This window comes from Mesorhizobium sp. M0119 (assembly GCF_040322615.1).
Classification (GTDB): domain Bacteria; phylum Pseudomonadota; class Alphaproteobacteria; order Rhizobiales; family Rhizobiaceae; genus Mesorhizobium.
Genome location: NZ_JAMYTU010000009.1, coordinates 105,252 through 129,922 on the forward strand (window position 1 = coordinate 105,252; position 24,671 = coordinate 129,922).

General features: G+C 61.9%; 23 protein-coding genes. 12 read left to right on the top strand and 11 right to left on the bottom strand.

Translation table 11 applies throughout. The features are described from left to right. The first annotated feature begins 1 nt into the window (after nucleotide 1). Nucleotides 2–1,516, top strand: a complete 1,515-nt coding sequence (locus NKJ40_RS11690) for a sensor histidine kinase (RefSeq protein ID WP_352466228.1) — start codon at nucleotides 2–4, stop codon at nucleotides 1,514–1,516. A 4-nt stretch (nucleotides 1,517–1,520) separates the two neighbouring features. Here the strand turns inward: NKJ40_RS11690 and NKJ40_RS11695 are convergent, their stop codons facing one another. Continuing rightward, entirely contained in the window at nucleotides 1,521–2,519 is a 999-nt protein-coding gene (locus NKJ40_RS11695; protein ID WP_352466275.1) for a nicotinate-nucleotide--dimethylbenzimidazole phosphoribosyltransferase, read from the bottom strand. A 197-nt stretch (nucleotides 2,520–2,716) separates the two neighbouring features. Between NKJ40_RS11695 and NKJ40_RS11700 the strand changes: the two genes are divergently transcribed. Beyond that, nucleotides 2,717–2,950: a DUF1289 domain-containing protein gene (locus tag NKJ40_RS11700; protein ID WP_031193575.1), complete on the top strand. Its 234-nt coding sequence runs from the start codon at nucleotides 2,717–2,719 to the stop codon at nucleotides 2,948–2,950. 13 nt (nucleotides 2,951–2,963) lie between these two features. Next, a complete protein-coding gene (locus tag NKJ40_RS11705) occupies nucleotides 2,964–3,668 on the top strand; it encodes a TIGR02281 family clan AA aspartic protease (protein WP_352466229.1) in 705 nt (234 codons plus the stop codon). An 8-nt stretch (nucleotides 3,669–3,676) separates the two neighbouring features. Here the strand turns inward: NKJ40_RS11705 and dusA are convergent, their stop codons facing one another. Then, entirely contained in the window at nucleotides 3,677–4,669 is a 993-nt protein-coding gene (dusA, locus tag NKJ40_RS11710) for a tRNA dihydrouridine(20/20a) synthase DusA (protein WP_352466230.1), read from the bottom strand. A 201-nt stretch (nucleotides 4,670–4,870) separates the two neighbouring features. Next, nucleotides 4,871–5,542, bottom strand: a complete 672-nt coding sequence (locus NKJ40_RS11715) for a GntR family transcriptional regulator (protein ID WP_352466231.1) — start codon at nucleotides 5,540–5,542, stop codon at nucleotides 4,871–4,873. 139 nt (nucleotides 5,543–5,681) lie between these two features. Here NKJ40_RS11715 and NKJ40_RS11720 point away from each other — a divergent pair, with 139 nt between their 5' ends. The 8 genes from NKJ40_RS11720 (at nucleotide 5,682) to NKJ40_RS11755 (ending at nucleotide 14,514) form a co-directional block, all read left to right on the top strand. Beyond that, nucleotides 5,682–6,269 carry an amino acid synthesis family protein gene (locus tag NKJ40_RS11720; RefSeq protein ID WP_352466232.1) on the top strand — a complete coding sequence of 196 codons (588 nt, stop codon included), beginning with the start codon at nucleotides 5,682–5,684 and terminating at the stop codon, nucleotides 6,267–6,269. Continuing rightward, nucleotides 6,262–8,061: an alpha/beta fold hydrolase gene (locus NKJ40_RS11725; RefSeq protein WP_352466233.1), complete on the top strand. Its 1,800-nt coding sequence runs from the start codon at nucleotides 6,262–6,264 to the stop codon at nucleotides 8,059–8,061. The genes NKJ40_RS11720 and NKJ40_RS11725 overlap by 8 nt, the downstream gene beginning before the upstream one ends. Before the next feature lie 5 nt (nucleotides 8,062–8,066). Beyond that, a complete protein-coding gene (locus NKJ40_RS11730) occupies nucleotides 8,067–9,137 on the top strand; it encodes an LLM class flavin-dependent oxidoreductase (protein ID WP_352466234.1) in 1,071 nt (356 codons plus the stop codon). Further along, a complete protein-coding gene (locus NKJ40_RS11735; protein ID WP_352466235.1) occupies nucleotides 9,134–10,609 on the top strand; it encodes an aldehyde dehydrogenase in 1,476 nt (491 codons plus the stop codon). Before NKJ40_RS11730 ends, NKJ40_RS11735 begins: the two co-directional genes overlap by 4 nt. 83 nt (nucleotides 10,610–10,692) lie before the next feature. Next, entirely contained in the window at nucleotides 10,693–11,712 is a 1,020-nt protein-coding gene (locus NKJ40_RS11740; RefSeq protein WP_352466236.1) for an ABC transporter substrate-binding protein, read from the top strand. 66 nt (nucleotides 11,713–11,778) lie between these two features. Beyond that, nucleotides 11,779–12,639 (top strand): ABC transporter permease, encoded by an 861-nt coding sequence (locus NKJ40_RS11745; protein WP_352466237.1) that lies wholly within the window; start codon nucleotides 11,779–11,781, stop codon nucleotides 12,637–12,639. A 1-nt stretch (nucleotide 12,640) separates the two neighbouring features. Next, a complete protein-coding gene (locus NKJ40_RS11750; protein WP_352466238.1) occupies nucleotides 12,641–13,441 on the top strand; it encodes an ABC transporter permease in 801 nt (266 codons plus the stop codon). Then, nucleotides 13,438–14,514 carry an ABC transporter ATP-binding protein gene (locus NKJ40_RS11755; RefSeq protein WP_352466239.1) on the top strand — a complete coding sequence of 359 codons (1,077 nt, stop codon included), beginning with the start codon at nucleotides 13,438–13,440 and terminating at the stop codon, nucleotides 14,512–14,514. The genes NKJ40_RS11750 and NKJ40_RS11755 overlap by 4 nt, the downstream gene beginning before the upstream one ends. Nucleotides 14,515–15,112: 598 nt before the next feature. Here the strand turns inward: NKJ40_RS11755 and NKJ40_RS11760 are convergent. From NKJ40_RS11760 to NKJ40_RS11775, 4 genes are all read right to left on the bottom strand, one after another. Next, complete coding sequence (locus NKJ40_RS11760) at nucleotides 15,113–16,150, bottom strand: phosphatidylglycerol lysyltransferase domain-containing protein (protein ID WP_352466240.1); 1,038 nt, start codon at nucleotides 16,148–16,150, stop codon at nucleotides 15,113–15,115. 266 nt (nucleotides 16,151–16,416) lie between these two features. Then, the gene (locus NKJ40_RS11765) at nucleotides 16,417–17,139 is read right to left on the bottom strand and encodes a glycosyltransferase (protein ID WP_352466241.1); all 723 of its coding nucleotides are present in this window, start codon (nucleotides 17,137–17,139) and stop codon (nucleotides 16,417–16,419) included. Between the two features lie 108 nt (nucleotides 17,140–17,247). Continuing rightward, entirely contained in the window at nucleotides 17,248–18,021 is a 774-nt protein-coding gene (locus NKJ40_RS11770; protein WP_352466242.1) for a glycosyltransferase family 2 protein, read from the bottom strand. Between the two features lie 113 nt (nucleotides 18,022–18,134). After that, entirely contained in the window at nucleotides 18,135–19,298 is a 1,164-nt protein-coding gene (locus NKJ40_RS11775; protein ID WP_352466243.1) for a glycosyltransferase family 4 protein, read from the bottom strand. Between NKJ40_RS11775 and NKJ40_RS11780 the strand changes: the two genes are divergently transcribed. Continuing rightward, complete coding sequence (locus NKJ40_RS11780; RefSeq protein ID WP_352466244.1) at nucleotides 19,266–20,480, top strand: glycosyltransferase family 2 protein; 1,215 nt, start codon at nucleotides 19,266–19,268, stop codon at nucleotides 20,478–20,480. The two genes, NKJ40_RS11775 and NKJ40_RS11780, sit on opposite strands and share 33 nt — an antisense overlap. 30 nt (nucleotides 20,481–20,510) lie before the next feature. Here NKJ40_RS11780 and NKJ40_RS11785 read toward each other — a convergent pair whose 3' ends face one another. The 4 genes from NKJ40_RS11785 to NKJ40_RS11800 form a co-directional block, all read right to left on the bottom strand. Then, the gene (locus NKJ40_RS11785) at nucleotides 20,511–21,200 is read right to left on the bottom strand and encodes a sulfotransferase family protein (RefSeq protein ID WP_352466245.1); all 690 of its coding nucleotides are present in this window, start codon (nucleotides 21,198–21,200) and stop codon (nucleotides 20,511–20,513) included. Nucleotides 21,201–21,220: 20 nt separating this feature from the next. Next, nucleotides 21,221–22,009: a sulfotransferase domain-containing protein gene (locus NKJ40_RS11790; protein ID WP_352466246.1), complete on the bottom strand. Its 789-nt coding sequence runs from the start codon at nucleotides 22,007–22,009 to the stop codon at nucleotides 21,221–21,223. 301 nt (nucleotides 22,010–22,310) lie between these two features. Continuing rightward, nucleotides 22,311–23,489 carry a glycosyltransferase family 9 protein gene (locus tag NKJ40_RS11795; RefSeq protein WP_352466247.1) on the bottom strand — a complete coding sequence of 393 codons (1,179 nt, stop codon included), beginning with the start codon at nucleotides 23,487–23,489 and terminating at the stop codon, nucleotides 22,311–22,313. After that, nucleotides 23,479–24,666, bottom strand: coding sequence for a glycosyltransferase family 9 protein (locus tag NKJ40_RS11800; protein WP_352466248.1), 1,188 nt, complete (start codon nucleotides 24,664–24,666; stop codon nucleotides 23,479–23,481). Before NKJ40_RS11800 ends, NKJ40_RS11795 begins: the two co-directional genes overlap by 11 nt. Between the last annotated feature and the right edge of the window lie 5 nt (nucleotides 24,667–24,671).

Consider the following 24,671-nt stretch of genomic DNA (forward strand, 5'->3'; position numbering starts at 1 on the left):
CATGCCCCTGCAACGCTCGACCACGGCGGACAAGTTTATTGTGGACCGCAGGAAACGCCATCGCAACAGCGATGTCGCGCGCGCGGTCCGCAAGACGCGCGACCGTCTTTCGCAGCAAGCCGGAAATCCCGACTTCGACCGCGAGCTGTTGAAGCTCCACGCGCTTTCGATGACCGGCGGGGTGATCGTCATCCCGCTGCTCGTTCTGGCAACGGCCGCGGCAGGCTTGCTCGCGGGCGTCGGCAAGGAGATCGGCGTCTGGGCGCTGTTCACATTCATCTGCTATACCATCGTTGCATTCATGGCGAGACGCGTCACTCAAGCGTCCGAGCTCAACCCGCTGGAGACGCATAGGGATTTCCTGATCGGCCATTTTCTTTGCGGGCTTGGCTGGGCCTGGTTCGCATGGCTCGGCTGCGAAACTTGCCAAATCGATCAGTTCCAGGTCGCCAAGGCGGTGGTGCTGCTGCTCGCCATGTCGGCAACCGCGATCCTGGCATCGTCCCTGCGCGGTGCGCTGTTGGCGACCTTCGCCCTCCCGGTCGCCATCTATGCCTATGCCAGTGCGAAATTATGGATGCCGATCGAAGTGATCATGGCCGGTTTGCTGATCGTGTCGCTGCCTTTCTTCGCCTATGTGGCGCGCCAGCTCAACCGTTCCTCGCTGATGCTGCTTTCGTTCCGCTCCGAAAAGGATGCGCTGATCGCCGAACTGGAGACGGCGAAATCGATGTCGGACGAGGCACGGCGGCGGGCGGAAGACGCCAATCTGGCGAAATCGCGTTTCCTGGCCTCGATGAGCCACGAACTGCGCACGCCGCTCAACGCCATTCTCGGCTTTTCCGAAGTGATGGCCAACGAGGTGCTCGGCCCGATGAGCAACCCGACCTATCGCGACTATGCCCGTGACGTGCATGACTCCGGACAGCATCTGCTCGACCTGATCAACGAAATTCTCGACTTGTCGCGCATCGAAGCGGGCCGCTACCAGCTCAATGAGGAGCCGATGATGCTGCTCTCCGTCGTCGAGGATTGCTGCCACATGATGGAGCTGAAGGCGCGCAACAAGGACATCCGCATCGTCCAGGATTTCGAAAACGCCTTGCCGCGCCTGTTCGCCGACGAACGCGCGGTGCGGCAGATTGCGCTCAACCTGTTGTCCAATGCCATCAAGTTCACCGCGACCGGCGGCGAAATCCGCGTGCGCGTCGGCTGGACGGCGGGCGGCGGGCAATATCTCTCCGTCAAGGACAATGGGCCGGGCATACCGGAAGACGAGATTCCGATCGTGCTCTCGGCCTTCGGCCAGGGCTCGATCGCCATCAAGAGCGCCGAACAGGGCACCGGGCTTGGCCTGCCGATCGTGCAAGGCCTGCTGGCCATGCATGGTGGCGAATTCCAGCTCCATTCCAGGCTGCGCGAAGGCACCGAGGCGATCGCCATCTTCCCGCTGAGCCGGGTGATGGAGGAACTGCCGGCGCTGCCGACCAAGGCGGTTGCTTCGCGCCGGCGCTGAGTGCTTAACCGCGGACCGCGGCTGCCATGCCGGAGCTGGTCAGCGCGGCCGCCTTGACCAGGCCGGCGGCAAGAGCCGCCCCTACCCCCTCGCCTTGACTGACGCCCAGATCGAGCAGCGGGCGAAGGCCGAGGCGCTCGGCGGCCTTGGCATGACCAGGCTCCGGCGACAGACTTGCGAGGAGACAATGATCGAGCGCGGCTGGGTTGGCGGTATGCAGGACACGAGCGGCCGCAGTTACCGCAAACCCATCGAGCAGCACCGGGATCTTCTGCATCCGCGCCGCCAGAATGGCGCCGCAGATCGCTGCGAATTCCCGTCCGCCGACCCGGCGCAGCGCTTCCAGCGGGTCCTTAAGGCTCGCGCCGTGAAACGCGATCGCGGCATCGACCACCTCCGCCTTGCGCCTCTGCATTGCCGCGTCGGCCCCCGATCCGGGGCCGATCCAGTCGGCGCCGGTGCCGCCGAACAGTGCCGTGCAAAGCGCCGCGGCAACAGTCGAATTGCCGACGCCGAGGTCGCCAAGGCAAAGCAGGTCGGTGCCGCCGGCAATCGCTTCCATGCCGAAGGCCATGGTGGCGGCGCAACCGCGCTCGTCTAGTGCCGCATCCTCGGTGATGTCGGCTGTCGGAATGTGCAGAGCCAGATCGAACACCTTCAAGCCGAGATCGTTGGCTATGCAGATCTGGTTGATCGCTGCACCGCCGGCGGCGCAGAGCTCGACTGCATTTGCCGTGGCGGCGGCGGGGCGCGGCGAAATGCCGTAGCGGGTGACGCCATGATTGCCGGCAAAGATCGCCACCAGTGGTCGCGTCACCGCCGGCGGCGCGCGACCGCTCCAGCCGGCGAGCCAGGCGGCGATGTCCTCAATGCGGCCGAGCGAGCCTTTGGGTTTGTCTGCCTTGGCAAACAGCTGGCGCACGCGGGTGTTGGCCGCCATATCTGCCGGCGGCAGGCTCACCAGGAGGTCGCGAAAATCGTCGAAAGGCAGCGCGCTGGTCATGTCGATGGCGATCGTCCGTGTGAATTGGTGAGCGGCATAGCCGCCTTGGCCAGCCGGCACAACCTCAAGCCGGCACAACCTCCAGGCCCGGTACAACTTGGCGGTATTGACGCGAAAGCACCCGTTGGCGGCGCATCCCGGAGGGCTTGCATTGACTTTGTCGTTGCACCATGTGGAGGCTAGCCAAGGAAATCCTTATGACGGCCATTGAATCTCCGTGCATCCTGGTCTGCTCGATCGACATGAAAACCGGCTTCTGTTTCGGTTGCGGGCGCACGCGCGAGGAAATCGCCGCCTGGATCGACATGACCCCACAAACGCGCCGCAGCGTCATGGCCGAGCTGCCGGCAAGGCTGGAAACGGTCGAGCGACGCCCCCGCCGGGAAACCCGTCGCAGCCGCATGGCACGCGAACGCGACGCCCTCTCGTGAACCGGCCGCAGAGATGAACCGACTGTTGTGGATTCTGATCGTCGCGATCGGGGCGGGTGTACTCCTGCTCATGCTCAACGATTCCGCCGGCAGCACATTCGGCGTTGAGAATTACGATTTCAGCCAGCTGATCTGGCTTGGCGCTTTAGCGGCGCTCGTCGGCGCCGGCCTGCTCAGATCGGGCAGGCCGTTGGGCACCATGGCCCGCAGCCTCGGCGCCTGGGGTGCCATCGTGCTGGCGCTGATCGCCGGCTATCAGTACCGCTATGAGTTGCAGGATTTCGCCAGCCGCATCACCGCTGGCCTTGTTCCCGGCAGTCCGCTGGCGCTGGGCGTGGAAGGAGGCCATGCCACCGTCACCCTGGACAAGGCCGGCAGCGGCCATTTCGAAGCGCGCGTCACGATCAACGGCACGCCGATCCTGACGGTTGTCGATACCGGCGCGACCAGCACCGTGCTGACCGCCGAGGACGCGCTGGCGGTCGGGTTCAATTCGGCGGCTCTCCGCTTCACCATACCGATCTCTACCGCCAACGGCATGACACGCGCCGCCGCCGTAAGAACCGATGAACTGTCGATCGGCGGCATCGTGCGCAAGGACATGCCCATCATGATCGCCGCACCCGGCACGCTCGGCCAGAGCCTGCTCGGCATGAATTTCATCGGCTCGCTATCGGGTTTCGACGTACGGGGTGACCGCATGATTTTGCGGGATTAAATTTTTCCTCAGGCCGCCTCTGCGGTCCTGCCGAAATCGACCTCTGCGAAAGCCGTCTTGAGCACCTCCGGTCCAGCACCCGGCTTTGTCGCCTCGGTGGAGAGGATCTGCCGGTAGCGGCGCGCACCGGGCAGGCCGTGAAACAGCCCGACCATGTGCCGGGTGACATGCCCCAGCCGGCCGCCCTGCTCGATATGGCATGCCGCGTAGTCCGCCATCGCATCGATCAGTGCGGCAAAATCGAACGGCTCAGCTGTGCTGCCGCAAAACGCGGCATCGATGCCGGTCAGTATCCCTGGCGTGTGATAGGCGGCGCGGCCGAGCATGGCGCCATCGACATGGTCGAGATGCGTCAGCGCCTCTGCAAGAGATTGAATGCCGCCATTGATGCCGATGAATTTGTTTTGTTTTCTGGCTTTCAGCCGATAGACGCGGCCATAGTCGAGCGGCGGGACGTCGCGATTTTCCTTTGGGCTCAGTCCTTCCAGCCAGGCCTTGCGGGCGTGCACCCACAGCGCGTCTGCGCCGGCCGCGAAAACACCGTCGGCCAACGAATCGAGTGCCGGTTCCGGATCCTGCTCATCGACGCCGATGCGGCATTTGACGGTAACCGGTATTTTCACCGCCGCCTTCATCGCCGCGACGCAATCCGCGACGAGCACGGGCGCCTTCATCAGGCAGGCGCCGAAGGTGCCCGACTGGACGCGGTCGGACGGGCAGCCGACATTGAGGTTGATTTCATCATAGCCGAAGGCTTCGCCGATGCGCGCCGCCTCGGCCAGCTTTCCAGGATCGGCGCCGCCGAGCTGCAGAGCCACCGGATGTTCGTTGTCGTCGAAGCCGAGCAGCCGCTCGCGTGCGCCGTGGATGACCGCATCGGCCACCACCATCTCGGTGTAGAGCAGCGCCTCACGCATCAGCTGGCGATGGAAGAACCGGCAGTGCCGGTCCGTCCAATCCATCATCGGCGCCACCGCAAGTCTGTGGCGTAGCATATTCATTTTACTATTTTCTCTGTCTCAGTCCGTCCGATACTCCGTTTCGAATGACAGAGCAATTTGGCAAAGAGATGCACACCTAGCTGACCCGATATACGATTTTGCCGCCGCAACTGAAAGCAATTTGGTCACGTCACACACCTCGCTGCACGCACCAATTAGACGCCTGCCATGGAACGATGAACCGCGTTGGCGGCATACCAGTCAGCCAAGGCGAAGCGTGTTGCGGGCGATCTGCCACGCGGATTCGACGTGCCGCCGCGCCGCCGCCTCCGCCTCGTCCGGTTTGCGCGACCGGATTGCATCCATGATTTCGGTCATTTCGGCGATCGCCGGCTCGCGGCGGTTCTCCGACGCGATCGTCATTGAGCGGAGCTGGTTGATGCGGACATTCAGCCCCGTCACGATTTCCCAGGCAATGCGCTTGTCGGCCGCCTCGAACAGCGTTTCGTAGAACTTGGTCGTTGCCCGCATCACCTCGACAGGCGCACCGGACGCCCACGCCTCAAGCAGGTTCGTCAAGGCGGCATCGAGCAAAGCGATCTGCGCGTCCGTGGCCGTTAGGGCGCAAGCCCGCGCCGCGATGCCCTCGAGCAGCGCCCGCAATTCATAGATTTCGTCGGTGCGGCCGAGGTCCGGCTTGGCCACGGCGGGCCCATGGCCGGGGACCATCTGCACCAGGCCTTCCGCCTCGAGCTGCCGCAGCACCTCGCGCACGACGGAACGGCTCACCCCGAGCTGATCGCATAGCGGCCGCTCGACCAGCCTTTCACCAGGCTGGAAATGGAAGCCCATGATCGCTTCACGCATGCGCTCCAGCGCCAGCGTCCTCAGCGTCTTGGCAGAGCGGTCGATCCGCAGCGTATCGCCTGACATTTTCTCTCCCTATTCGATCCGGCCACAAAACAGATTCCATAGCCGATTGACAAGGCTTCTGGTGCTCCATATTATGGTATACCATAAGATGGTGTAAAGATTTCGGCGCCGCACAGCGCCGTGGCGACCGAGGACTTTCATGAAACCAGCCATTCGAAAGATCGTCACCTACATCGAGAACACGTTAATCGAGGGCGGCAAGGAAGCCCCAAAACCGTTGCGCCTGATCGGCGTCGCCGCCGTGCTGACAAACCCTTGGGCGGGCCGCGGTTTCACCGACGACCTGTCGCCGGAGATCCGCGTCATTGCTCCCGTCCTCGGCGAACTGCTGACCAGCGAGATTATCGCCGTTGCCGGTTCCGGCGAGGCAATAGAAGGTTATGGCAAGGCCGCGGTCTGCGGCACGGCGGGCGAGATCGAGCATGCATCGGCGCTGATCCATACGCTGCATTTCGGCAACCATTACCGTCGCGCCGTTGGCGCCAAGACCTATCTCGCCTTCACCAATCTGCGCGGAGGACCGAACACCCCGATCATGATCCCGCTGATGGACAAGAACGACGAAGGCCGCCGCTCCCACTATCTGACCGTACATTTCCAAATCGGCGACGCGCCCGCGCCCGACGAGCTGGTGGTGGCGCTTGGCGCTTCGATTGGCGGCCGCCCGCACCATCGTATCGGCGACCGCTATCAGGACCTCAAGGAGGTCGGAGACCTGCATGGCTGACGTCGCTGCCACCGCATGGGTCCGGGACACGGCTCCGGACGGCACCGGCTTCATCCGCGCCGGCTCCGGCGCGCCGGTTCTGCTCATTCACGGTGTCGGCATGAACGCCGCGATCTGGCACGATCAGATCGCGGCGATGAAAGACCATCATGACCTGATCGCCATCGACATGCTCGGCCACGGCGTTTCACCGCTGCCGCCGGAAGAAGCCAGCCTGTCGGATTTCGCCGATCAGGCGGTTCGCTTGCTCGACCATCTTGGCCTGGCATCGGTGTCGATCGTCGGCCATTCGATGGGCGCGCTGGTCGCTCTGGAGATCGCCCTTCGCACCCCTTCGCGCGTTCGCTCCATCGTCTGTCTCAATGCGGTATTCCGCCGCCCCACGGCCTTGGCGCAGGCCGTACGCGAACGTGCGGCCGCGCTCGGCCCCCATGGCAACCCTTTCGCCATTGCGGCTACGCTTGCCCGCTGGTTCGGCGACCCGCTGCCGGCGAACCTTATCGGGGCGGCCACCACCGCGCGCGCCGCCCTTGAAAGAGTCGACCCCGAAGGCTACGCGCGCACCTATCGCCTCTTTGCCCATGCCGATGCCGAGCACGCCGATGCTCTCCCCGGTCTTGCCGCGCCGGCCCTGTTCTTAACCGGGTCGCAAGACAGCAATTCGACCCCGGCCATGTCGGCGGCGATGGCGAGGCTAGCGCCGCACGGCCAATGCCTCGTGCTCAATGGAGAAAGGCACATGATGGCAATGGCTTCTCCTGAAAAAGTGACCAAACACATCATGGAATTTCTCGACACGGCAGGAGACGCTGGCGTGAAGCCGGAGACGGATACCGTCTTTGACAGCGGCGAATTCCGGCGCGCGCTCGGCTCCTTCCTGACCGGTGTCACCATCGTCACAACGATCGGAGCGGAAGGCGAACCGCGCGGCTTCACCGCCAATTCGTTCACCTCGGTCTCGCTCGAGCCGCCGCTGGTGCTTGTCTGCATCGCCAAGAGGGCGCTGGGACACAGTGCTTTTTCGACATCGAGAGGTTTCGCCATCAACATCCTATCGGAGCGCCAGAAGGCCCATTCCGGCATCTTCGCTTCCAAAGCAGCGGACAAGTTCGCGGCCGTGGCCTGGCAACCGGGCCGCACCGGCAATCCGCTGATTGACGGCTGCGTTGCGGTGTTCGATTGCGGCATGGAGCAGCTGGTCGATGCTGGCGATCACTCGATCCTCATCGGCCGCGTCCGCGACTTCAGCCACAACGGCGCCCAGCCCCTCGGTTATTGCAGAGGCACCTACGTCACGCCCGGCCTCAGCCAGGAGGCGCTGGCGGCAGCTCCCCCCGATACGGAGGTCGGCACCATTCTCGAGAACGATGGCCGTGTGCTGTTCGTCGAAACGGCCGACGGATTTCATGAATTGCCTGCGGGGCGCGGACTGGGCACGCCGAACGATGCGCGTAGTCTCAAGGGGCGCCTTGCCGCCAGAGCTATAGAGGCCCAGCTCGGCTTCCTGTTCGCGGTGTGGGACGATGCCGCCGAACCTTGGCGCACGCATGTTTATTATCGCGGAACGGTCGAGGGCCCCTATTCCGACGATCGCCAGATGCGGCTTGTCGACATCGAGCAGATCGCCGATCTGAAGATCGCCGATCCCGCAGTGCGTTCGATGCTTGCCCGCTATGCGCGCGAACGTACGGAAGATGCATTCGGCGTCTATGTCGGCAACGAGGTCGAAGGCGAAGTCCGGCCGCTCGCCAAGCCCTCGCCTTCTCAAATTCCTCTTTCCGGCCGCGGGTGAAACCGATGAAGTTTTCGCTTTTCGTGCACATGGAGCGATCGGATCCGGCCAAGCCGCATTCCGAGCTTGTCGGCGAGCTGGAGGAGCTGGTTCTGCAGGCCGAAGAGGCAGGATTCGAGACTGCCTGGATCGGCGAGCATCACGGGATGGAATTCACTATCTCGCCGAACCCGTTCATCAACATCGCCTGGCTCGCCGCCAAAACCAGGCGCATCCGGCTCGGAACAGGAACCATCGTCGCGCCGTTCTGGCACCCGATCAAGCTTGCCGGCGAAGCGGCGATGGCCGACGTCATCACCGGCGGCCGTCTAGACATCGGCATTGCGCGCGGCGCCTACGCTTACGAATACCAGCGGCTTTTCCCAGGCCTCGAGGCCTGGGGTGCCGGCCAGCGTATGCGCGAGATGGTGCCGGCGATTCGCGGCCTGTGGGATGGCGATTTCGAACTCGCCGGCGAGTTCTGGTCGTTTCCTTCAACCACCTCGTCGCCCAAACCGTTGCAAAAGCCTTATCCGCCGATCTGGGTGGCCGCACGCGATCCGAACTCGCACGACTTTGCGGTTTCCAGCAAATGCAACGTCCAGGTGACGCCGCTTGCCTCCGGCGATGGCGAAGTGGCCAGCCTGATGGAGCGTTTCAACGCGGCGTGCAATGTCCACCCCGACGTATCAAGGCCGGAGATCATGCTGCTGATGCATACTTTCGTTGCCGAGGACGCCGCGGAGGCTGACCGGCTCGCGCAGGATCTGTCGCAGTTCTACTGCCAGTTCGGCGCCTGGTTCCAGAACAAGAAGCCGGTGCGTCAGGGCATAATGGAAGCGCTGACCGAGGACGAGATCGTGGCGTTGCCGCAGTATGCGCCAGACAAGATCAGGCAGAACCTCGTCATTGGCGAAGCCGACGAGGTGATCGCCAGGCTGAAGGCCTACGAAGCGCTCGGCTACGATCAGTATTCGATCTGGATCGACAGCGGCCTTTCCCATCAGCGCAAGAAGAAATCGCTGCAGCTCTTCATCGACAGGGTGATGCCGGCCTTTTCCGGGCCGAAAGCTGGACCGAAAGCTGGATTGCGATGAGCACCACTCAATTCAGGAACTATATAGACGGCAGCTTCGTCGAAGTGGCGGCGACCTTCGACAGCATCGATCCCTCGACTGGCGCGCCATGGACGACGATGCCCGCTGCATCGTCGGATGATGTCGACCGCGCCGTCGAAGCCGCTCACCGGGCGCTGCGCTCCGCCCCGTGGGCAGCCATGACGGCAACGGCACGCGGCAAGCTTCTGGTGCGGCTCGGCGATCTGGTGGTCGCCAATGCCGACCGGCTGGCTGAACTCGAGACGCGCGACACCGGCAAGATCATCCGCGAGACCCGCGCCCAGATCGCCTATGTCGGCGACTACTACCGCTATTATGGCGGGTTGGCCGACAAGCACGAGGGCTCATTCGTCCCCATCGATAAGGCCGACATGGAAGTAACCATCCGGCCCGAACCGATCGGAGTGGTCGCCGCCATTGTGCCGTGGAATTCGCAGCTCTTCCTGTCCGCCGTCAAGCTCGGGCCGGCGCTGGCGGCCGGCTGCACCATCGTTCTGAAAGCATCGGAAGACGGCCCTGCCCCGTTGCTGGCCTTCGCCGAACTCGTCCATGAGGCGGGATTTCCCGCCGGGACCGTCAACATCCTGACCGGCTTCGGCCACGATTGCGGTCACCGGCTGACCAGTCATCCGCTCGTCGCCCGCGTCGCCTTCACCGGCGGTCCCTCGACCGCTCGGCAGATCGTCAGGAATACGGCGGAAAACCTCGCCTTCACGACGCTCGAGCTCGGCGGCAAAAGCCCGGTCGTGGTGTTCGCCGATGCCGATCTGGACAGCGCCGCCAACGCGGTCGTTGCCGGCATCTTCGCTGCCACCGGCCAGAGCTGCGTCGCCGGCTCGCGGCTGCTGGTCCAGCGCTCCGTGAAGGACGAATTCCTCGCCCGGCTCAAGCGCAAGGCCGAGGCAATCAGGATTGGCGATCCGCAGGATCCCACGACCGAAATGGGACCGCTCGCCACCTCGCGCCAGCGCGAATGGATAGAGAAGATCGTTGCTGAAAGCCTGGCCGCCGGCGGGCGGCTGGTCACCGGCGGCATCCGCCCCACGGGCATGGCGGATGGCTTCTACTACGCGCCGACGATTATCGACGCGCCTGATCAGGCCCTTGCCTGCGTGCGCGAAGAGCTCTTTGGCCCGGTGCTCTGTGTGCTAGCCTTCGACAGCGAAGCGGAAGCGCTTTCGCTCGCCAACGACACGAAGTTCGGTCTGGCGTCCGGCGTGTTCACCACCAATCTGGCAAAAGCCCACCGCATGGCGCGCGGCATCCATGCCGGCGTGGTCTGGATCAACACCTACCGAGCGGTCTCGCCGCTGGTTCCGTTTGGCGGCTACGGCCAATCCGGGCTCGGCCGCGAGGGCGGCCTCGATGCGATCCGCGACTACACGCGTTCGAAATCGGTGTGGATACGCACCTCCGACGACCCGATTCCCGATCCTTTTGTCATGCGGTAGCCGCCGCTGGCCGGAGATGCGCGATCAAGGCGAAAACGACCGATCGCGAACAGACAACAACGAAAACAACAGAGGAGAACGACATGAATCTGATCATCACCGGCATCCTTGCCGGATTTATTGCAACGACAGTTCTGGCAACGACGGCCGCGAAGGCCGAGGACATGGTGTTCACCAGCTGGGGCGGGACGACCCAGGAAGCGCAGACCAAATCCTGGGCCGAGCCGTTCACGGCCGCATCCGGCATCAAGGTCATGCAGGACGGCCCGACCGACTACGGCAAGCTGAAGGCGATGGTCGACAGCGGCAGTGTCAACTGGGACGTCGTCGACGTCGAGATGGATTTCGCCATCAAGGCGGCCAAGGACGGTCTGCTCGAGCCGATCGACTTCAAGACCGTGCCGAAGGCCGACCTCGATCCGCGCTTCACCACCGATCACGCCGTCGGCAGTTTCTACTATTCCTTCGTGCTCGCCTGGAACAAGGGCGCCGTTTCGGGTGAACCGGCCGGCTGGGCCGACATGTTCGACCTGACGAAGTTCCCGGGCAAGCGGACCTTCTACAAATGGTCGGCGCCCGGTGTCATCGAGATCGCGCTGCTGGCCGATGGTGTTCCGGCGGACAAGCTCTATCCGCTGGATCTCGATCGCGCCTTCAAGAAACTCGACACCATCAAGTCGGACATCGTCTGGTGGGGCGGCGGGGCGGAGTCGCAGCAATTGATCGCATCCGGCGAAGCAACGTTCGGCCAGCTGTGGAACGGCCGCGTCTTCGCACTGGACAAGGATGGCGCCGATGTCGGTGTCTCCTGGAACCAGAACCTGACCGCAGCCGACGTTCTGGTGGTACCGAAGGGTGCCAAGAACAAGGATACGGCGATGAAATTCCTCGCCGCGGCGAGCGGCCCCGCTGGCCAGGCCAAATTTGCCGAAGCCAGCGGTTATGCGCCGATCAACACCAAGGCCAAGGCAGAGATGCCAGCCGATGCCGTGAAATCGCTGCCGGACGCTCATGTCGACGGACAGATCAATCTCGACATGAACTACTGGGCCGCCAATCGCGACACCATCGCCGCGCGCTGGTACGCCTGGCAGGCGAAATAAGCCCGCCCTTGAACCGCAATGGACGAGACGGTTCGCGCCGTCTCGTCCCGTAGCCGGGTCGCTGTCATGTCGGTTGAAACACGCCGGAACTTTGGAACGGTGCGGGTGCCGGCAGGTCTCAATGGCCTGCTGCCGGCCCTGATTCTGATTATGCTGTTCTTCGTCGTCCCCGTGCTGGCGCTGCTTTTGCGCAGTGTCACGGAGCCCGAGCCAGGCTTGCAGAACTATGCTGCCCTGCTTGGTGACGGCACCTATGCGCGGGTGTTCTTCAACACATTCCTGGTCGCGGCGTTGGTCACCATCGTCACGGTCCTTGTCGCCTTTCCGGTCGCCTGGATGCTGGCGATCATGCCTTCGGGACTGGCCTCGATCATCTTCGGCATCATCATTCTGTCGATGTGGACGAACCTGCTGGCCCGCACCTATGCCTGGATGGTGCTCCTGCAGCGTACCGGCGTCATCAACCGGACGCTGATGACCATCGGCGTCATCCACCAGCCGCTGCCGCTCATCAACAATCTCACCGGCGTCACCATCGGAATGGTCTATATCATGCTGCCCTTCATGATCCTGCCGCTGGTCGGCACGCTGCGGGCGATTGATCCGATGACGCTGCGTGCGGCGTCGCTGTGCGGCGCAAGCCCTTTCCAGGCGTTCCGCCGCATCCTCCTGCCGCTGTCGCTGCCCGGCGTCGCCGCCGGTGGCCTGATGGTCTTCGTCATGTCGCTCGGCTACTTCGTCACGCCGGCACTGCTCGGCGGCACGTCGAACATGATGCTTGCCGAAATGATCGCGCAGATGGTCCAGTCGCTGCTTAACTGGGGGCTCGGCAGCGCCGCAGCCTTCATCCTGCTTGTCGTCACCATGGTTCTCTACGCGCTGCAGCTGCGCCTTGTCGGTGCCAGGCGCATGAGCGGAGGCATCTGAGATGCTGCTCGACTATGACCGCATAGGTTGGCTACGGGTTGCCCTGCTCGGCTTCACCGCGCTGGTCGCCGCCTTTCTTCTGCTGCCAGTGGTCTTCATTGTCTTGCTCTCCTTCGGCTCGTCGCGTTGGCTGGCTTTTCCGCCGCCCGGCTGGACGCTCAAATGGTACCAGAAGCTTTTTGCCGATCCGGCCTGGCTCGACGCGGCGCTGACCAGCGCTCGGATCGCCACCATGACGACGATCCTGGCAGTAGCGATCGGCCTGCTTGCCTCCTTTGCTCTGGTTCGCGGACGGTTTGCCGGACGTGAGATCCTGCGCGGCCTGCTGCTGACGCCGATGGTCCTGCCCGTCGTCGTCTTCGCCATCGCAATCTACGCCTTCTTCCTTCGCCTCGGCCTCGGCGGTACCACCATCGGCTTCGTCATCGCCCACACCGTGTTGGCGCTGCCCTTCGCCATCATTCCGATCGCCACCGCGCTCGAAGGGTTCGACAAGTCGATCGAGGACGCGGCAATCGTCTGCGGGGCAAGCCCGCTCGAGGCCAGGCTCAGGATCACCTTGCCGTCGATCCGGATCGGCATCTTCTCCGCCGCGATCTTTTCCTTCCTCGCCTCGTGGGACGAAGTCGTGGTGGCGATCTTTATGGCCAGCCCCAGCTTGCAAACCTTGCCCGTCAAGATTTGGGGCAGTCTGCGGTCGGACCTCAGTCCGGTGATCGCCGCCGCCTCCAGTTTGCTGGTCGGGCTGACGCTTGCCCTGATGGTGATGACGGCGCTGCTGCAGCGAAAGTTCCGGACATGACCCAGCCTTTCCTCTCCATCCGCAATCTGCGCAAGGCGTTCGGGGCGATAGTCGCCGTGCACGACGTCACGCTGGACATTCCCAGGGGCGAGTTCCTGACCTTCCTCGGGCCCTCCGGTTCGGGAAAATCGACGACGCTCTACGCGATCGCCGGCTTTCAGGATCCGAGTTCCGGCGATGTCCTGCTGGAAGAAAAATCACTGCTTGCAGTGCCCTCGCACAAGCGCAACATCGGCATGGTCTTCCAGCGCTACACGCTGTTTCCGCATCTGACGGTGGCCGAAAACGTCGCTTTTCCGCTGCGGGTTCGCCGCCGCCCGGACGCCGAGGTGAAGAAAAAGGTCGCCGACATGCTGGCCCTGGTGCGGCTCGAAAGCTTTGCCGGGCGCTTGCCCGGTGCGCTGTCGGGCGGCCAGCAGCAGCGCGTCGCGCTGGCCCGGGCGTTGGCCTACGATCCGCCGATCCTTTTGATGGACGAGCCATTGTCGGCGCTCGACAAGAAGCTGCGCGAGGAAATCCAGAGCGAAATCCGCCGCATCCATCGCCAGACCGGCGTCACCATCCTCTATGTCACCCACGATCAGGAAGAGGCGCTGCATCTGTCGGACCGGATCGCCCTGTTCAAGGATGGCCGCATCGAGCAGACCGGCACCGGCGAGGATCTCTATCTCAGGCCGGCGACCGATTTCGTCGCCGGCTTCATCGGCAATTCGAATTTCCTCGCCGCCGAACATCTCGACACCACCAACGGCAAGACAACGATCCGCATGACAGACGGTTCGATCATATCCGGAGTCAGGGCCAACGGCACGTTCGGCAAAGGCCAGAAGACCAGGCTGATGATCCGCCCCGAAGCCTTTAGCATGGAGCGGAGCCCGGCGAGCGCTGAACTGAATGTCGAGATCGTCGACATCGCATTTTACGGCGAGCGCCGGCGGATAGTCGCGCGCATCGCCGCTGGACAGGAGGTTGACATCAGGCCGACCTCCGCCGCCATGCAATCGCAGGGTGTGTCGCCCTGCAGCCGGCAGGTCTTTTTCGATCCGGCGGCGGCGTTCCTGTTTCCGGCTTGACTAAGCCGCGGTGGATCGCCGCCATCCAACGCTTCGCAGCGATGGAGGCGTTGCTTAGGACAAGTTGTGGTTCGGTCCATTATCAACTTCGGTCGGCAAGCGCGTAACGTGTTCGACGCTACCGGCGGCTGATTGGATGGCGGGGGCAGCTCCTCTGTCCATTGACAGTCGTCATGCTCGGTTGGAAGATGAAGAAGGTCAGTGGCGATAGCCATACGGGAAGGCAATGGTCCAACCGCCAGATACCGAACACCATCCTGGCAGCGTCGTCGCGGTCATCGTCATTTGTTTGATCATCGTTGCTTTGTTCTTCATAGGCTTCAGATTCTCAAGGCCGGGCCAGGGTACTCTCATTATTCCTGGCGGTACGCAGCAGCAATAGTGAATCCGCTCGCTGGCGCGCTGATGCGGAGCTGTTCTCAGGCTGCCAAAAGTGCCCCGGACGAACTGGGGCGAAGACCGCAAGAATGGTCCGGCGCTTCGCAGCCGGTCTTTTGCATCCCGCCGCGGCATTCCTTTCCCACCTAAACGACCAAACCTGGCCGGTGTGAGGTCGTCGACCATACTGGGAGACGACGAGCCCTTCATCCACCAGGTACTAGACGGCCCTGATCAGCCGGAGCAGAGAAAGCGCTTCGAAAAAGCTCCCCTTGCGAAAGGCAAGATAGGTCGGCTCTTCGACACCGTGGAACCGGCGCTTGAAGGCCGCCTGCCCCTGCAGGTTGAAACGGGTGCGATTGACCCAGGGCGAGTCATAGGCACGCTGGAAGGCGCGCCGCCAGAAATCGCTTTCGGCAAACCCGCTAGGTCCGATTTCGACAAGCGGCGACAGGCCGAGGGTGACGGCGGAAACACCTTCGTCGCGAAAACGGTCGACCGCAAATTTGGTCAGGCCGATCTCGGCATGCGCCGAGGCATCGATGTGCTTGCGCTTGAACGAGGTGGTGTAGCCGATGATCTTGCCGTCGCTGAACAGCGGATCGAAATCCAGCAAGGCCACGAGCTCCCCATCCGGACCGTGCAGGACGAAACGGCGCATATCGACGCCAAGGTGATCGGCAAAGGGCCTGTTGAGAAATCTCATCTCCCAGCGCTTGACGATGCGGTCGGCCCGCCAATTATGGGAGAGCCTGGCAATCTCGTCGAGGAAGACGGTCCCGTTGTCCTCCGCGAAGGAAAACCCTTTCCTCAAGAGCCAGCGTTCGGAATAGCGCACTGTCTCATTGCGCTTTCCGGAAAAGTCGTGTCCGGGCAGGACAAGCTTGGTGTCAACGCCGAGGCGGTTGACCTGATAGTCAAGCCCGGCAAGCACGCGCGCCGTCTGTTCGCCGATCTGCACGAACCACGGGCTGCCGGCAGCCTCGATGAAACGTCTGATATAGTCGCGCCGAGCGGCCGGATCAGCCACTGGATCACCGAGCGCGAAATGATGTCGCGTTTTGCTGCCGTAAGCGATGTAGCCGTGGGCATCGCCGAAGTAATGAAGCCCCTTCTGCACGGCGGTCGAATAGGCAAGGGAAAAATCACCATGGCGACGAAGCAGCGCCAGGCGCTCGACATGGTTCAGCTGCAGCCGCGGTATTTTAGGCCCGCGGTTTTCCAGGAATCGATCGAGGCGTCTTCGCAGTGACGGCATGGTCGACTTTCGCGTGCCGGCTAGGCCGATGAAAGAGCTGACGGACCCCAAACCGATCATATTACCGCGAGCTGATCCTTAACTGGGTGCGGCATGCTTACACGGCCTAAACTGCCAGATTCCTAGGCGCAATCTGCCCCCGGTCCCGCCCAAAGGCGCACCGCGCATTGTTGTCGACGCCCAGCGCCTGACGGCTGGTTGCTGCGCCCTTGGCGACACGAAAATCGATGCCACTTCGGAAGCGCTCAGGTCACCTGCCGATGCTCTTATCGAACTGCGCTCTGAGAAGATTCTGCTTGATCGGAAGCCAGGAACTCGTCGCGTTCTGCTATCCACAAGTCGGCGTAGTCAACATCCTGCCACTCGGCAAACCACGGGCCGCCGCTGGTATAGTGGACCGCCTTGGGTGTGCCGACCGCAGGCTTTTCGTTCCAGCCTTCGAGCCAATTCCACTCTACTGGCAATGAGCCCAAATCCTTGTCGGCAACCCACTGCATTCGGTGAAGATAGGCGCCACTTTCCTGATTCACGACCTCTGGCGTAAGCGATTTGACCGAAGGATGCGCGCAATTGAACAGCATCAGCGACGACCAGTTTTTCCGAGGATAGGATGTCTGGACCACGCCATCCATCTTGGTCGTGGCCTTCGGCGTATAGTCATGCTGGACGCAATAGACCGCCTTGTCCGAGTCAGTATATTTCAGCAGGCCCGCGACGTCACCAAGCCACAGGAAATCGCAATCGCAAAACAGGGCCCAACCCGTGTAGTCGGCGAGAAAGGGCGTCAGAAAGCGCGTGTAGGTGAACTCCGTCGAGGCGAGCGGATCTTTTTCCCGCCAATACAGCCCGCGGTCACGCATCTCGTCCTGTTTGATCGGAATGACGGAGATAGGCGCCGACGCATGTTTGAGCAGCGAATGCCGCGCGACGTCGTACGCGATCGGCTCACGGCTGTCCCATCCGATAAATACCCTAAACGCATCAGTCATATTCACTACCCTGGCTTTCTATTTTAACGGTCGTACACTAACTAGTTGGCGATGGCTCGGCAACAATGGCGGTCAACCAAGCCGGTTTCTCACAGATTTGTCCTGGCCTCAGCCTTGCTTTTTTGGGTGGACCTGGCCTCGCATTCCCAATGCGACACGCGCCCATTTCTGATAGGTGTAGCTGGCCGAATACGCGGCCACCATCGCACCGATGGAACCGTCCAGAAATCCCAGCCGGAAAATATAGCTGCGCACATAAGCCCAGACGGAGCGCAAGACCGCCTTGCTTATCGAGCTTTTTTTGCCCTCGGCAAGCAGCTGCGCGGCGGACGCTTCTGCGTACCGGCCGATCTTGTCGTGGGCATCTGCCAAGTCGGTAATGGAATCGTGCTCGATCGGCTGGGACAATCGGCTGACCTTCCCATTCACCAATACCTTCTCGTGCACGGTGTCGTCGCTGAAGCGCCCGGACCGGCGACGGAAGAGCCTGAGCACCAGATCGGGCGACCAGCCGCTATGGCGGACAATGTGCCCGCAAAAGCGCGATCTTCTCGGTATTTCGAAGCCGTCATAGGCTTTTGGGTCGGCGATTGCGGCCCTGATTTCCGCGCCGAGCGGCGCCTCCACCCACTCGTCGGCATCCAGCGAGAGGATCCAATCCCCCGTTGCCGCGGCCAGCGCACGGTTTTTTTGCGCGCCGAAACCGGGCCAATCAACGGTCATCAGAACCTTGGCCCCCAGATCACCGGCAATCTCCCTGGTCCTGTCGCTGCTGTTGTTGTCGAGAACGACGATCTCATCGGCAAAATGGACCGACCGAAGGCATTGCGCGATGGACGCCTCCTCGTTGCGGGTGATGATAATGACCGAGAGCGCCGGCACGGTCAGAAGATTCCGGCATCAAAGCTGCCACTGTCATTCGAATGCATCTGCAGCATCGGCTCCCGGCCTGTTGGCACACTGAGGGTACTAACCTGATCTAACAAAGTCGAAAATCATTTCAGATCAAGGCTTTCATACAGCGCCATCATTCGCTTGATCATGACATTGAAATCATAGTGTTCGGCCGCCGCTCTCACCCTGGCTGCGGTCTCAGGTCGTGACGCCAACCGCAGCGCGTGCGCGAGCGCTGCTGCGAGGTCGCTTTCGCTGGCCGCATCGCAAACGAGCGTCGGCTCGAACCGCTCGACAAGCTCGCGCGCTCCACAGCCGGTGCTTACCACAGCAGGCAAACCGCTGGCCATCGCTTCGATGACCACTGTGCCGAAAGGGTCATAGATGGAAGGCAGCACGGCAATATCGGCCGCGCCGTACCACGGCAGCATGTCTTTCTGCGGCCCAAGCATCTTGAGCCGTGCGCCGAGACCGAGCCTGTCACCGGCCTGCCTGAAGGCGTTGGCGCGCGAATCATGGCCGATGACCCACAATTCAGGCTCGCCATCGAGCCTAGCGACCGCCTTCATCAGTGCAAGCAGTCCCTTTCGCGCAAAGCCCGAGCCGACAAACAGGACGACCGACCTGTTTTCGTCGACGTCGAGCCGCGCGCGGACCGCGGCCCTATGCAGCTGGCGCAGCTGCGGGCTGAAGCGGTCGAGGTCCACGCCGTTGGGGATATGGTGCACATTTTGCGCCGGATAATCGTAGTGACGGACAATGTCGTCGGCCACCATCTTCGAGATCGCTATGACAGCTTTGAGCCGAGGGCTGGCATAGGTTGCGCGTTCGAGGCGCAGCGTCTGGCGGTGAAAAGGGCTCAGCGCCATTGCCGCCCTGCCAAGCCGCGTCTCGAAACGCCGCCGCTCGGCAAGATAGGCGGCATGAACGCCCTCCCCGGCCCGGAAGACATCGCAGCACGGGAGGCGATCGTTGCTCTGCACCAGGGCCGGTGGCATCTCGGCGATCTTGCGGCAGGCGGCTTGAGCAAAGGACGTTGCCCGCAACGAGCGCGGAAAGCGGCGGCCGGCACAATGGATGAATTCTACGCCTTCATATCGCGGCCAGTCGCCGGAGAGCACGGCCACCGGCCGCTGACGCGCGGCGAATGCGGCCATGATGTTTTCCAGCATGATCTCGCCTCCACCAAAAGGCGCATAACGCTGGCGCACGAACAGGATCGGCCTGTCGAATTGAATTTCGGTGCCACGAATGCCGGCGTACATGGGGTCTGGGCTCCGGCCTGTTGCCATCCGACGATGTCTATAGAGGCCAGCGCGCATCGGCAACACTTGGAAAGCTCACCCGCCGGAACTCCGCAACTGCTTGCGATTTGCCTAACGGTGCTGCATGTAGAAATTAACTGCAAACAGCGGTTCAGCGCCAGCTCCAGCCGGGCGGTGACCGCCATGAGGGGAATCGACGGCTTGAGCAAAGCAACCTGGCCCGCCATTGTCCGCCGGACGATTACCGACACCGCCATATATCGGCTGAGACACACCTTCGGAAGGCGGGCAGAAGTGTCATCGCTGCGGCCGATAACGCCCCTTAAAGCGAATGACCTGCCTTTGATCCTCGTCATCCGCAACGAGGCGGACAGGCTACGCCCGTTCCTGAAGCACTATCGCGAACTCGGCGTCACCAGATTCGCCGTCCTCGATGATCGCTCGACCGACGGAACAGCTGAGCTTCTGGCCGAGCAGCCGGATATCGATCTATTCAGTTCGCCGATCACCTATTCGCAGTCGGACCTGGGAAATCTTTGGCGGCAGCGTATCGTGCAGATTTATGGTCAGCCTCGATGGTATCTGACCGTGGATGCCGACGAATATCTTGTCTATGACGGCATGGATCAGCATCCGCTCGGCGCGTTGGCCGACTGGCTCAAGCGACGCGGAATGACGCGTTTGCTGGCGCCGATGATCGACATGTATCCGAGCGGAAACATCTGGGACGTACCCTTCGATCCCATCGTGCCGCCATGGCAAGTTGCGGACCATTTCGACGGCAGCGGCTATGAGGTGACGAGGAGCCCCCGGCATCTGAAGATCACAGGTGGCCCGAGGACCCGGCTTTTCGCCAGAAAACACAAGTTGACTAAATTTCCCTTGATATATGTTGATCGCCAGACGATTTTTACGTCGATTCACTCACCGTTGCCTTATTGGCGGAACTATATAAAGGGATTTGGCGGCCTGCTTCATTTCAAGTTCTTCGCCGATTTCAACGATAAGGCGCAGGTCGCGGTGGCAGAAGGCCAGTATTGGAACGGCGCTTCCAAATATCGCCAGTATCATGAGGTATCGAGCGGTAAAGCCGCTCTCAGCGCGATGAACGAACAGTCAATGCCGTATGAAGGAGCTCACAGTCTGTTCAAAACGGGCTTGATCGACAGAATTGATTGGTAAATGGCATTTCCAGCAGATGCCGAACCGATATCATGCATAACCGAATGCTTTCATAAGCTTGGCACCTCGTCCTTGTACCAGATCCTGTAACTCTGCGTCTCCAAGTTCGGAGCGCCATCTTCCGCTTCCGTCATAGATCGGCTGATTGACCTGTTGGTTCCGGAGCACCGCATGTGGCGTCTCGACGCCGGCGTCGGTCGGCTTGAACCATTGCTGCGGGTTCTTGTGATAGTCAAGGAGCTCCGGGCTGAAGGTCACATCGAGAAAGCCGCATATCTGCTCGACGACTTTGGCCGGATTCTCGATCAGATCCTCATAACGATAGATCAGCACATCCGGCTTTCCCCGTTCCGCGAGAACCAGCGCATTGTCGTTGATCCAGCGGTCGAGAGCCTCCTTTGGGTCGCCAAGTCGTTTGATCAGGGACGCTACAACGTCGCGCCCGTCTCGCACCGGCATGACGAAACGCGCGCCGGGCACGAGCCGGCGAATGCGGGCGACACGACGGATATGCCGCGGTGTCTTTTCAAGCAGCACGTTCTTTCCAGCCTCGAGCGCCGCCCGCTTCAGCTTCCAGTAGCGGAACATGGCCAGTGGCGTCCACTTGAAGAAAATGTTGGTTTCCTGGAGCGGCAGGTAGACGTCTGGATGCGACGCAAGGATCGTCGCGATCAACGTCGTCCCGCTATGGCCGCAGCCGCAAATGAATCCCGTCCGCATCACCATGTCGGCAATGCTCCCTAATCCAAGGCGACCCGGGTGCGGTTATCGACGTAACACAAGCCGTTTGTGGTAAAGACCTTGTCCAGCTTCTCCCAATATTCGAACTGAGCCAACTGCTCGTCACAATAGGCCACGTCATCCTCGGAAAGATATTCGCCGTAACCGCCTATCTTGCCCTTGCGCACCTTGAAGCTTTCCGGATCGTTCGCATCGCGCGGCTGTAATATCTTGCCGTATCGATCGGACAGATCACCGGTCGATTCACTCACTTTCATCTTGTCGAACGTTCGGTTGTTCGCCACCTCGACAAGCGTCCGATCGTCAGCCTGCTGGTTCAGGAATCCAAGGATCGCGCGAAGGACACCAGCCGTATCCCGATGCATATCTTCATATTGAAGATACCGGATTTCGCGCATCCGGGGCATGGCCGCGAACCAATGCAGATTAAATCTGATGATCTTTTCAATCCCATGATTGTCGCTTCTGATAAAATCGCTGAACGATCCCGCTGGAAGCATGTGGCGCTTCTGAACCTGAAAGTACCCTGAGACCACCGTATCTCTTGGATCGCGAACAAGCATTATTGTTCTTCTCTTCTTGTATCGAGATTTATTCTCCTTGAGGCCCGATATCGGTCGAAGTAACTTGTGGTCGGTTCCGTCGTGAATGTATTGAACTTCAACTCCGAGATCGTCCAGCATGACACGTAGCCAGGTGCGCCCCGATTTTGGAAAGGATACGATAAGAGGAAGAGGCGGCGCTTTGGCCTGGAAAAATTTTAGAAAGGACATGTTTAGAAAGGACATGGAGAGACCTCCTTTAGATTATCAGAGCTGGCGCCCGAACCGCTGCCGGCCAGACCAACCCCATTACTGGGCGCCTAAGCCTACGGCTAATTCGAACACAAGGCAGAAATGCCAGCAAGAATTGCGATCCTCTGCGGGGCGAATTGGCCTTTACTATATCCCGGTTCGGAATGCCTTATGTTTTTTGGCCTGTTGCGACGACTGTTCGACACGGGCGCTCCATTCCGCGGTCCGTCGGCCGAACTCCTTAATGCGCATCGCGTCGAAGCGTATTCAGTGACGCGCTTTTGGACGACATGCATTAGCCACTCACTTTTGTGAGCCATGGCGCCAGAATGGACTCGGCCTCGCCCATCACCACGGACCAGGGGCGTTCCCGTTTCGAGACCAGCACGGCCGATGGATAGTAGGGCGTGCGGTCGCCCTCGACCGGCCAGGAGCGCTTGAAGCCGTCGCCCAGAATGAAAACCGAGGGGATGCCGAGCGCGCCGGCCAGATGCGCTCCGGTATTGCTGATGGTCACCACGGCGTCCATCGCGGCAACCTGCGCGGCGAAAAGATCCATGTCGACGAGCTGATCGACCGATCTGTCATGAAGAATGCGCTCCGGCTCACCGTCGGTCAGGATCTTCAGATCGGTCTCGATCTGGCCGTACTGCAGCGAGACGAACCGGAGGTCCGGTCGGCCGATCAGGTTTCGCCAGGCGGCAAGCGGCGGCAGGTCTTTGCCGGGATTGGAGCTGCCCCATGCGATACCGACCAACGGCCATCCTTCCTTCCGGTAGCGGGCGCGAAGTTCAGCGACCCGGGCCGGATCCGGCTTAAGGGGCACGAAATGCTCGCGGATCGTCGCCTCGTCGGTTTCGAAAACGGCAGTCAGATGCTGGACGCCGGCGAAGGCCTGCGCCTCGGCATAGGCGGCCTTGCCGCCAGCGCCGACCGGCCGCACATCGGCGGTCGGAAAAGTGCGCTGAAAGAGCGGTACCAGGCGGCGCTCGACCAGCACGATCGAGCGGGCGGCGCGCGCCAGGGCACAGCCGACGGAACTCGCATGATGGATCGCGGTGGCCAGACCCTGCTTTTCGGTTTCCATCAGATCAATCAGCAGTGTCTGGCCAGAAATATCCTGGCCCAGCCACTCGCCATCGACGCGGCCGTTGACGATGTGGCGTCGGGCGATCCTGAGTTCGGCGGCTGCGCCATAAGCGCCCATCCGCATCAGCGCCTTGCTGAGCTCGTCGATCAGGTGGACCTCGCCCCTCGACTTCGCAATGGATCCAAGAGCCAGGGCTTTCGGCAGTGCCGCCGGCCAATCGCGGGACTCGACGCTTCGCCGATAATCCGCCATCTGATCGGCAATGTCGCCGTCGCGCCAGCGAAGAAAGAGCTGCCGCCGGTGACGTCGGAACCAGACCTTGTATTTGTAGCCTGCAAGCGCGACAGCGCGGCGCAACCGGCCGAGAAGTAGGCTACCTTCCATCGCCAGCTCCGCCGATGATTTGCATGACCCGTCCGCCTGCTTCCTGCACTGCCGACGCCCAGGCTCGGCCGCCTTTTCTGACCAGTCGAACGCTCGGATATGCGGCGACGGTCTCGCCGAAGGCAGGCCAGGACAGTCGAAACCCGTCGTCGAGCATGATAATCGTCGGCACGCCGAGCGCTCCGGCCAGGTTGGCGCCGGTATTGCTGATCGTCACCACCGCGTCCAGCGCCGCAATTTGGGCGGCAAAGCGGTCCATATCCGTCAACTGGTCGACGGAAGCGTCATGGATGATGCGCCCCGGCGCGTGGCGCTCGAACTCGGAGAGGGCCGGCCCGACATCGCCATATTGCAAGCTGACGAGGCGCCCCGGCAGGCTGCTGAACAGCGTCCGCCAATCGTCCAAGGCCGGCAGATCCTTGCTCTTGTTGAGGCTTCCCCAGGCAAATCCGATCAGGGGACCTGGGCCGCCATCGAGATAGGTGCCGCGCAGCTCGGCAACCAGTCGGCGGTCCGGCTCCAGCGGAACGAAGGGCGCGCGTGCCGCCGGGTCGTCCAGCCAGAAATGCTTTGCGAGTGTCTCGAAACCGGCAACGACATCGGCGTCCACCGCCGCCATGTCCTCTTCCCCTTCAATCCTGACATCGAGCGCAGGATATGTTCTGCGATAAAGCGGTGCCAGTCGGGGCTCGACGAAAACGATGCATCGACCGGCAGCCGCAGCTGCTGGACCAAGCAAAGACGCGAACTGGAAAAAGATCGCCAGGTCGCCTTCGCGACGATCGACGAGAAGCGTGCGACCCGCAAGATCACTGCCATCCCAATCGGGCCTGCCGCGCAGCTGCTTGCTCGCCGCCATCAACTGCCAGATGCGATTTCCTCCGTCGAGACGCCTCAGTCCACGCCCCGCTTTCTTGATCAGGCCGAGATCGCCAAGCTGCTCACCAAGCACGCCAAGCGCCAGTGCATGGTCGCGAGCAGTTTGCCAGTCACCACGCTGCACGCTTTCCTCCATCAGCCTCATATGCCTTTCGGCACTTTCGTCGGCGTGGCGCGAAGGACGTCTAAGAAGTTCCTTTGCCCGCTCGAGAACCTTCTGCAGCCGCTTGCCGACGGCGCCTTGCGGGCGCAGATCGGCGGTTTTTGCCTTCTGAAGGATGGTTCGTCTGTTCTGCACGGCGA